Below are 10,414 nucleotides of genomic sequence, written 5' to 3'. Positions count from 1 at the left end.
TCAGCCCTAAAATCAGCCCTAAAATCAGCCCTAAAATCAGCCCTAAAATCAGCCCTAAAATCAGCCCTCCAATCAGCCGATAACGCCGCCATTGCTGTTGATTCTCTAACCAAGTTGGTTGTAAACCTTCAATCAAAAACTCTCGTTGATTAATCCCTTTCCGTTCCATACTCGCCGCCAACCACGCCAAATAACGCCTTGCGTCTTCCGGTTTATAATGCTCGAGTTGCCCAGAACTTGACCGTCGAGAGGGGTTGAGCTTGCATTGTAAAAACTTATCAAAAAGTCGCTCTTGGCAAGCCTCAGAGTCTTCTGGGGCATCCTCCGGCAATCCGTGAGGGTAGGCGATGGGGATTAAATTCAATAACATCGGAGTTCGCGCCAATGTCATAAACCCTTGATGAATCTGCAACTCTTTCCATAACTTTGCTGCATCGTGTTGCTTTAAGCGTTGCTTTAAATAGTCCTTAATTTGTTCATTACTCAACGGACACAAACTCACCGCGCGATTCATTTTCCGCAAGCGAATGCGTTGGGACTTTTCCTCCCCATTTTTAACCCCTTCCTTCTCCTCCTCCGTCACCTTGCGATAATCTTGAATGCGGCAACAAATGACCAAATCCGGCTGAAGCTGATAATCTTCTTGGAGTGCATCGATCGCCAGTATCGCCTCCTTAATGCCATCACTATATTTATCCAACTCATCCAAACCATCCAACAACGGCACCACCTTATCCTGTTGCAACCACTCCTTACAGAGGGGTAAATTTAAGCCATAGCGCCCCTGCATCTGTTCCGTCATCCAATCTAACATTGGCTCCCCTCGCCACGCAGAAAGCTCGAAAATAACTGGGATAGGCTGTTGAGGATCTGCCGCTTTTTCTCCCAAACTCTGCGCTAATCTCAGAAGTTCCGTCGTTTTACCGCTTCCAGGTTCCCCCAAAATCAACAAACGGCGATCGGCTTCCTCAAAAACCTCTAAAATCGGCTTATCGATCGCCAATTCTTCCCTCTCTTCTGTTTCTAAATTCTCCACTTCTCGCCGTCTCTCAAACCCAGAAAAAGCGCTAACAATTCCCATCGGTGTAGGTGCAACCCCGGCAAAAGACTGAAACCAGTTTCGCCACCCTTTCTGGGGAGGAGATGGGGGATTTTCTGGAGACGGCGGCGTTTTGCTGGGCGATCGCGCTAAATCTTCCGGTGCATCCTGACGAGAAAGGGAAATATAGCGATCGCGATCGAGGGACGTTTTGAGGCGATCGTTAATAATCCTCTGATTTTCCTGCCAAAAATCCTCCCGTAACTCTTTCTCAGAAATTGTCTCCGCATTCAACAATTCTGGACCCACCACCACGATCGCCGCAAAAAACAACGCCGCAAAAAACGTGGCGATCGGCGGAACCTTGTTTAAAAGTGACGTTAAGCCAGGTATTTGATTGACAAAATAAGGATAGAGAACAAAAGCCAACGCTACAAAAGCCAAACGCGCATAACGAGAAAATCGCTTTTCTTTTTTCGACATCACACCACAACTCAACACGCTACTTTTACTTTACCCTTACTCTCACAATCCAATCAAAAAAACCTGCTGATAGCTGCCTTATTCTGCTCTTTTTAAGATTGGCGATCGTCACTGGATCTCCAATCAGGCGATCGAGGAGAGAAGCAAGAATTAAAATGGCGATCGCCTCATTGGTTATCTGCCCATTCATATTTAAAGTTAAAGATATTTTAATTAGCTGGCTTTAACGCGATCGCTTTGAATTCTAGCAGGGAATTGGCGATCGCAATCTTACACCTATCGAAATCAATAGATTGGCGATCGTGTGTTGGAATGCGGCCACAGAAAGCGATCGCCAACGTATCGAGACGATTTAGCTATATTGACCAAAATTGCGATCGCCTTGCTTGCAGAGTTTTCCCTGTTTTTACATTTTTACTACAATATATAATAATTGAGGTAGTGCGAGTATCTTGCTCGCTGTTTTTACATTTTTACACTCGCTGTTTTTACATTTTTACAAAGCTGAGATGCACCCCAATACGAGAAGCGTTTCAGGGGAAGGGATTGTGTTGCGAGGCGATCGGTGTTGTTAATGCGAAAAGGTTTTATTTAATAGGAGGAAAGAAAATGACAATTGAAGCGACTATTTTAAAAAACATTGAAAATTTGCCAGAATCAGTCAAGCAAGCTGTTTTGCTTTATACTGAGTTCTTGGCAAGTCAATACTCAAAACAAAAAATAGAGCCAGAGGAAGAAATTGTTTCAAAATCTCTTGTATCCGAATCAATACAAGATGCAGAAAAAAAATATGGCTATGGGAGTTTAGCTGGAAAAATTATTATGTCAGATGATTTTGACGAACCTTTAGAAGATTTACAGGAATATATGTAATATGAGCTTTTTAGCGGATTCGAGCAAGACAGAGAATTTAAAGAAACGCGATCGCAATGTAATATAATTAAACTACCCCTTTCTAAGCAAAACTCCCCATGAGTGCCAATTCCAACTTTCTCTCCCACCTCAACCCCTCCCAACGTCAAGCCGTCGAACACTTTGAGGGCCCCCTTCTCGTGGTTGCAGGAGCCGGATCGGGGAAAACTAGAGCATTAACCTATCGTATCTATCATCTCATTAACGAGCATCGCGTCGCACCGGAAAATATATTTGCTGTTACTTTTACCAATAAAGCTGCACGAGAAATGAAGGATAGGATCTAACGCTTATTTGCTCAAAAACTAGCGTTTGATAAATACCAGAAACCTCTTGATTCTCTCACACCCGAAGATCAAGTTTTACTGAAATCTAAAGTTTATCGTCAATACACAAAACCGCTTTGGGTAGGAACTTTTCACAGTCTTTGCGCTCGCATTCTGCGCTATGATATTAACAAATATCAAGATGAAAAAGGCAGAACTTGGCAACGAAATTTTACTATTTTTGATGATTCCGACGTGCAGAGTATTGTTAAAAATATTGTTGTTAAACAACTCAATTTAGATGATAAAAAATTTGAACCTCGCAGAGTGCGCTATGCCATTAGCAATGCTAAAAACTTGGGCTTATCTCCAGAAGAATTTCAAAGAGAAAATCCTGATTATCGAGGACGCATTATTTCTGAAGTTTATAATGAATATCAATCTCAGTTAGCAGCCAATAATGGTCTAGATTTTGACGATCTGATTTTACTTCCCGTTCGCCTTTTTCAACAAAATCAAGCAGTTTTAGACTATTGGCATCGTCAATTTTATCATGTTTTGGTGGACGAATATCAAGATACCAATCGCATTCAATATGATTTAGTGCGTTTATTGTCCATGAATGGAGAAGAGAATAAAAAGAATTGGAATTGGCAAAAACGCTCTACTTTTGTTGTCGGAGATGCGGATCAATCCATCTATTCTTTTCGCATGGCAGATTTTACTATTCTCTTAGGTTTTCAAGAAGATTTTGGCGATGGTTTGACAGATGCTAAAACTAAAACAATGGTGAAGTTAGAGGAGAATTATCGATCGCGGGAAAATATTCTCTTAGCTGCTAATGCTTTAATTGAAAACAATACGCAACGGATCGATAAGATACTGAAAGCAACCCGAGGAGAAGGAGAAAAAATATGTATCCATAAAGCCGATGACGATCAAGGAGAAGCGCAATTTGTGCTGCGACAACTGCGACGACTAACCCAAGAAAATCCCGAATTAGATTGGGGGAGTTTTGCGATTTTATATCGCACCAATGCCCAATCTCGCGCCTTTGAAGATGTCTTAAGGACGGAAATCCCTTATACTATTGTTGGCGGTTTGAAGTTCTACGATCGCAAGGAAGTTAAAGATGCACTGGCATATCTCAGGGCGATCGCAAATCCTGCCGATACTGTTAGTTTACTGCGTATTATTAACACTCCTTCCCGCAGAATTGGCAAGGCAACCATTGAAGGTTTAGTTAAAGCCGCACAAGAATTAGGAGTACCTTTATGGGAAATCCTCAGTGATGAAACTTCAGTGAATACATTAGGAGGACGGGCAGCAAAAGCGATTAATAAGTTTGCAGCAACGATTAAAACCTATCAAGAACAAATAGAAAAATTAGAGGCTTATGATATTTTAGATGGTATTATGAAAGATTCAGGCTATGTGCAAACATTACAAGATAAAGGCACAGAAGAAGCCAGTAATCGCATCGAAAATATTCTCGAACTGGGTAACGCTGTCTTGCAATTTCAAGAAGATAATGACGAGAAAGATTTACCTTCATTTTTAGCCAATGCTGCCCTTGCATCAGATTTAGATAACTTAGAAGATGGACAAGAAGTCGTTTCTTTGATGACCTTACATTCCGCCAAAGGTTTAGAATTTCCCGTCGTTTTCATGGTAGGATTAGAACAAGGATTGCTCCCCAATGCCCGAGCCATGCGCGATCCTGCGGGTTTGGAAGAAGAGCGCCGTTTGTGTTATGTTGGAATTACTCGCGCCCAAGAACAATTGTTCATTACCCACGCACGAGAACGTTATTTTTGGGGATCGAAAGAACATTGTATTCCTTCGCAATTTCTCGAAGAATTACCCGAAGATTTAATCGATCGCAATGTAAAAATCACCCCTTCCTCTCGTCGCAAAAAGAAAACCGCGATCGCCATTCCCCATGATTCTCCGACTGAAATTTGGCAAGTTGGCGATCGGGTGTTGCATAATACTTTTGGAGAAGGAGAAATAACTCATGTTTTCGGTACGGGAAAAAAGACCAATATTGCCATTAAATTTCCCCAACTCGGGCAGAAAATCATCGATCCTAAAGTTGCCAGGTTGGAAAAGTTGCCTTAGTTAATCTCCCCTTTTATTACTCTTACAAAAAGAGAAAAGCCTCACAAAGCACCTCCAGTTTTTCTCCTTTCCTTGCAGCCCATATTCCGCACGTCAAATATACTACAAAGAATTGGAGATGTGAATTGGCACTCTGACTTGTTCAAAAAGAAGGGAAAAGGACTATCGGGAAAACATCGCACCAGCAAACTCGCCAGCAAGTTCGCTAATCTGTTGTATAAGGAATTTGTTGCGGTTTTCTGCCAGTGAACTTTGCTAGGCTGAAGTAGAATGCGTCATTATTGCATGACAAAAGCTCGAATCTCTATCGATCGCAAACGGCAAGCGATCGCATGAGGCAAAATAATGAACAAGTGTCGATCGCTTTCTCGATGCGGCGATCGCTACACCATACAAAACAGTTAAAATCCACAGATGCTCTTAACCCAGCCTAAAATTGAAAATACGGGTTCGCAATATTTGCAGCCCCTCTCAGAAGTCGAAGGGGAAACTTCCCCCAATCAGATTCTTGCGCCCCTCACTGCTCGTGTCAACCATCGCGACCATTTAGAAATCGGGGGTTGCGATGTGACAGAATTACTCGCGCAATTTGGTTCTCCTCTTTATATCCTAGACGAACAAACCCTAAGAACCTCCTGCCGTCAATATCGCAACTCATTTCTCCGTCATTATCCAGGGGAATCTCAAGTTATTTACGCTTCTAAAGCCTGGAGTTGCTTGGCAGTTTGTGCCGTTATTGCCAGCGAAGGTATCGGGTTTGACGTGGTTTCCGGGGGCGAATTACAGACAACTCTACAGGCAGGAGTTAGCGCCGATCGCATCTATTTCCACGGCAATAATAAATCCCAAGCCGAGTTACAATTTGCCTATGATACGGGCTGCACGGTTATGGTGGATAATTGGTTAGAGTTGGAGATGCTGTCTGCGATCGCCACTTCTCAAGCCCCCATTCCTATCATGGTCAGGCTGACCCCTGGTATTGAATGCCACACCCATGAATACATCCGCACAGGACATCTCGATAGTAAATTCGGCTTCGATCCCCATCAATTATCCCAGGTGTTTGCTTGGATTCGCGATCGCCCCCAATTAAAGTTTATCGGATTGCACGCCCATATCGGCTCGCAAATCTTTGAACGTCAGCCCCACCAAGATTTAGGGGGAGTCATGGTAGAATGGCTGCAAAGCGCGATCGCCTCGGGTTTACAAGTGGAATCCTTAAATATTGGCGGCGGTTTGGGGATTTGCTACACTGAAGCGGACGATCCTCCCAGTATCGATGAATGGGTGGGTGCAGCCTGTCGCGCCGTTGTTAAAGCCTGCAAAACTCACAATTTACCCTTACCTAAATTAATGAGCGAACCAGGGCGATCCCTCATTGGTTCTGCTTGCGTGACAGCTTATACTTTGGGCAGTCGCAAAGAGATTCCTGGATTGCGGACTTATGTTGCCGTGGATGGAGGAATGTCCGACAATCCTCGCCCCATCACTTATCAGTCTGTCTATCAACCCATTTTAGCCAATCGAATGTCTGCTCCTTTAAGCGAAACCGTTACAGTAGCGGGGAAACATTGCGAGTCTGGAGATGTGCTGATTAAGGACGCGCAACTCCCGAAAACTCAAACCGGAGATGTGTTAGTGGTTTTGGGAACTGGGGCGTACAATTACAGTATGGCTTCTAACTATAATCGCATTCCTCGTCCCGCCGCCGCGATCGTCAATGAGGGAGAAGCCAGTCTCATTTTGGAACGGGAAACTTATGCGGATTTAATCCGTCAAGACCGATTGCCCGATCGTCTGCGCGATCGTTAAATATGTTTATGGGAGGATATGAAAATATCTTCCTATAAATCCCAACTTGAAACCTTCCACTCCCAAATCACCCAACTCTTATCACATATTAATTATAAATGGGTTTTTTTATTGACCCGAACGCGATCCCGTCTTGGTTGCTCGAAAGTGTTGATATTAGTCTTGTCCTCCTACTAACCTATGTGGTTCTCCTGGCGATCGGAGAACGGCGAACCCTCTGGATGGTCAGAGGATTGATCGTTCTTATGTTAGCTGCTGTTGTGAGCGAAAGATTAAAGTTACAGTATTTAAGTTTTGTTTTAGAGCGATTAGTGTTAGGATCGGCGGTCGCAATGGCAGTCGTTTTTCAATCAGAATTTCGCCAATTTCTCGAACGACTCGGACGAGGCGAACTCTTGCGGGTTTTTCAAACATCGCGCCGTTTTATTCCCGAGCAAGAAAGTACAATTGATAGAATTGTTGATGCGATTAAAGAACTCTCTCAAAATCGCACGGGAGCGCTGATTATGATGGAAACAGGAGAGCCTATTGACGAACGTTTTTTTTCAGTTTCAGGAGTCCCTTTAGATGCGGAAGTATCCAAGGAAATTCTACAAACAATTTTTCAAACCACTACGCTTTTGCATGATGGGGCAGTACAAATTCGCGGTTCTCGCATTGTTGCTGCTTCTATTATTTTACCCCTTTCGGAACGGGTCGCATCGCGCCAGTTAGGAACTCGCCATCGAGCAGCAATGGGCATTACAGAACGAGTCGATAATTGTTTATGTCTTGTTGTTTCGGAGGAAACGGGATCGATTTCCTTGGCTGAAGGAAGAAGTTTAAATCGTCCTTTAACAAGTACTAAATTAAAAGAGTTATTAGAGCAGAAGTTCTCAACTTCTGTAGAACGAGATGCAACACCCAATATCAGACGCTTGAGCCGCAGGTTAGGTTCTGAAGGACGAGCCTTTTTTCAACGCTTGTTTGGGAGTTGGTAATGGAAATAATTAACAAAATAACGTCAGTTCGGGTTAAGAAATCTTCAATTGAGCAACGGGCGATCGCCCAAAGTTAAAAAGTTCTCCCAATTCGCTTCGATCCAAGTATTGACAGGAACAGAGGGGATCGCAAGGGCAGTTCGATCTAGAGAGTTCATGGCTGCTATTAAGAAATATAAGATTTCACCTGTTCTAATAGTATAACTTGCTCCAATGACGCATCAAAAACTTGCCATTGCATCTCGCCAAAATCTAAAGATTCCTGTTTTTGACGAATAGCAACCGTTGCATCAGAAACATCCTGAGTGCGTTCTGCAATACGCTGATAAGCAATCTCGGAAGGAACATCTAGCCAAATACCATAAAAGGGAATATTGCCGGTTTTAGCGACAATTTCAACCTCTTGACGCAGGTTAGGATCGGCAAAAACACAATCCACAATCACTGTTATTCCTGCTTGTAAAGCCGTTCGCGCGATCGCAAACAATTTGTGATAAACGATTTTGCTCACTTCCTTGCTATAGTAACTCTCGGGCAAGCGATCGCCCAAAGGAATATTAAAATGAAGTTTCCGTATCACATCACTTCTGAGAATTAAAGCGCCTGGACAGAGATCGAGTTGTGGGGCGATCGCCTTGGCAAGGGTGGATTTTCCCGTTCCTGATAGTCCCCCAATAGCCACACATTTAGGGGTTCTCGGGGTAAGATAAGCAAGGGATTTTTCGAGATATGCTGCGGCTTCCTGCAAGAAAATTGGGCGTTTGGCGCGATCGTGCAAACCTTCGGCGATCGCAACACTCACATGAGCGCGAACGGCGGCGCGAGTGGCTAAAAATAAGGGCAGTAAAGCAACTCCTTTATAGTCATTTTCCTGCCAACTATAGTAATTAAAAATGGTATTGGCATAAGTTGAAAAATTGCGAAAATCTAAATCCATTAATAAAAAGGCTAAATCGTAAAGTACGTCAATAATTGAGAATAATTCATTAAATTCAATGGCATCAAAAAAGATAGGTTCGTCTCGATATAAACAGATATTATGTAAATGTAGATCGCCGTGACAGTGTTTAATATAACCTTCTTTTTGGCGGCGATCGAGGAGTTGGCGATATTGTTCGATGAGGGTAAGAGAGCGATCGGTTAACTGTTGGGTGCGATCGCGAGGTAGAATAGTTTTATGGGTGGCAAATTGTTCGTCATTGCCCATAATAATTTTAATCAGACTCTCTGCTCCAAAATGGCGATCGCTAGGTTCTGCTTTTTGATGAAAGTCAACAATTTTAATAGCCAGCGTATCGATGATTTCTGGGGTTAATTCTCCTCGTGCTGCAACCAAATCTAGCACATTTTCTGGATCGAAACGATTCATTTCTACCAACCATTCTATCGCCTCTCCTTGTCCTTGAAAAGCAAGAGTATTATCGTCTTCTTGGGTAACAGGAAGCACCTGCAAGTAAATTTCGGCAGCCGTCCTTTGATTCAAAAATATTTCGCGATCGCACATCAATTTGCGCTGGGATAAAGTCGAATAATCCATGTAAGGAAAATAGACCGACTTTTTTAGTTTATACGCCTTCGTATCGGTTAAAAAAACGATCGCACCGTGGGTTTCTATTTGTTGAACTTGTGTTGTAGGTTCGGGGTAGTTTTTGGCTTCAGAGAGAAAAGTAATAACGCGAGACTGATCCTCAATAATATTCATCGATCGCGCAGTAAACTGACACTTTCTATTGTATCGCAAAACTCAATGAATTGTAAATAGGAAATGCCTCATATCAAGAAATTGCCGAACGATGTTCTCAATGTTTTAAACCTTTTGTTGAATTCCTCAAAAATATTTAACCCCGCAAATCTCTAAGATAAGCACGAACGGCATTCACATAACCCGGATCGTATAAATCCTGAGTTGTTAATCGTCCTTGAATAATACCTGCACGAATCAAATCTGTTGCGTCTATTTTTCCTGATTTAGTAGAAGTCATTAAACTTTTAAAACCGGGAATTCCAGAATCTCGAAAGCCGCCATTATAGGCACGATAAACTAAATTAAAGGGAGAAATCTTGAGATTTTCTGGTATTTTCGTGCGACTATAGTAAGGACGAGGATAATGCCCATAACTTTTATTGGCAATTTCTATATTTTCTGCATTGATATTCTTTTGATTTTGAGCTAAGTTAGATTTTGTTTGTTTCTGAGGTAAAAAATCTGCCGCGTTTGTTTCTGAACTGTGTTGTTGAAATACAGTTTCTGGAGGTGCAATCTCACTCGCGATCGCGGCAGATTCCGTAAAATTTGTTTGTATTGCTTCTGAGTTGGAGATTTCTGCTGAAAATATTTCCGGCGATACCATATTGTCATCTGTTGACCCAGAATAATCTGATTCAGAATAATCAAACTCAGAATCATCCGAAAGATCCGAGACTAATTCACTAAAATCTAGCGTATCAAAAGATTGAGGAACATGAATTTCATTGCTATACGCAACCCCAGAATTAACAGAAGCAACAATAGCCAATGTAGAAGTTACCCCCATCCAATTCACCTTTCTCAATTCTGGAGTTTCTTCCTCCCAAGCAAGTGCCGAATATGTATATGCGAGTGATTCCATGAGCTTTTGAATAAACGCCAGATTAGTTGTAAAATTTTGTAAAATTAAGGTTCATTTTGAACGCGCATCGTGTACTCGCGAAATCTTTCTAAATCTGCCTTAATTGTAGATTCAACAACGCGACCGACAAACAAATTATCCATAATTTGCCCGACAATCCCTGGGATACTGTAAGCAATTGTCAAGCGGACT

The 10,414-nt window shown here is 42.4% G+C and carries 8 protein-coding genes and 1 pseudogene; 5 read left to right on the top strand and 4 right to left on the bottom strand.

The genetic code is table 11. The annotated features are described in order from the left end of the window. The coding region (locus VB714_RS13215) for a hypothetical protein (protein WP_323224861.1) at nt 1–1,522 on the bottom strand (1,522 nt) is incomplete at its 3' end. Between the two features lie 25 nt (nt 1,523–1,547). After that, the gene (locus tag VB714_RS13210; protein ID WP_323224859.1) at nt 1,548–1,712 is read right to left on the bottom strand and encodes a hypothetical protein; all 165 of its coding nucleotides are present in this window, start codon (nt 1,710–1,712) and stop codon (nt 1,548–1,550) included. Nucleotides 1,713–2,131: 419 nt separating this feature from the next. Between VB714_RS13210 and VB714_RS13205 the strand changes: the two genes are divergently transcribed. From VB714_RS13205 to cdaA, 5 genes and pseudogenes are all read left to right on the top strand, one after another. Continuing rightward, on the top strand, nt 2,132–2,395 hold the full coding sequence (locus tag VB714_RS13205) for a DUF2281 domain-containing protein (RefSeq protein ID WP_323224857.1): 264 nt from the start codon (nt 2,132–2,134) through the stop codon (nt 2,393–2,395). 98 nt (nt 2,396–2,493) lie between these two features. Continuing rightward, nucleotides 2,494–4,821, top strand: a pseudogene (gene pcrA, locus VB714_RS27430) (DNA helicase PcrA). A gap of 281 nt (nt 4,822–5,102) precedes the next feature. Beyond that, nucleotides 5,103–5,255 carry a hypothetical protein gene (locus VB714_RS13190; protein ID WP_323224855.1) on the top strand — a complete coding sequence of 51 codons (153 nt, stop codon included), beginning with the start codon at nt 5,103–5,105 and terminating at the stop codon, nt 5,253–5,255. Then, on the top strand, nt 5,236–6,633 hold the full coding sequence (gene lysA / locus VB714_RS13185; RefSeq protein ID WP_323224853.1) for a diaminopimelate decarboxylase: 1,398 nt from the start codon (nt 5,236–5,238) through the stop codon (nt 6,631–6,633). Before VB714_RS13190 ends, lysA begins: the two co-directional genes overlap by 20 nt. A gap of 98 nt (nt 6,634–6,731) precedes the next feature. Further along, nucleotides 6,732–7,613, top strand: a complete 882-nt coding sequence (gene cdaA, locus VB714_RS13180; RefSeq protein ID WP_323224852.1) for a diadenylate cyclase CdaA — start codon at nt 6,732–6,734, stop codon at nt 7,611–7,613. A 166-nt stretch (nt 7,614–7,779) separates the two neighbouring features. Here cdaA and VB714_RS13175 read toward each other — a convergent pair whose 3' ends face one another. After that, nucleotides 7,780–9,315, bottom strand: a complete 1,536-nt coding sequence (locus tag VB714_RS13175; RefSeq protein WP_323224850.1) for an AAA family ATPase — start codon at nt 9,313–9,315, stop codon at nt 7,780–7,782. 136 nt (nt 9,316–9,451) lie between these two features. Continuing rightward, entirely contained in the window at nt 9,452–10,222 is a 771-nt protein-coding gene (locus VB714_RS13170; RefSeq protein WP_323224848.1) for a hypothetical protein, read from the bottom strand. Between the last annotated feature and the right edge of the window lie 192 nt (nt 10,223–10,414).

This window comes from Spirulina sp. 06S082, from assembly GCF_034932145.1.
In the GTDB taxonomy this organism is placed as follows: domain Bacteria; phylum Cyanobacteriota; class Cyanobacteriia; order Cyanobacteriales; family Spirulinaceae; genus CCY15215.
Note: the sequence above shows the minus strand (reverse complement) of the source record. Positions and strands in the feature narration are given on the sequence as shown.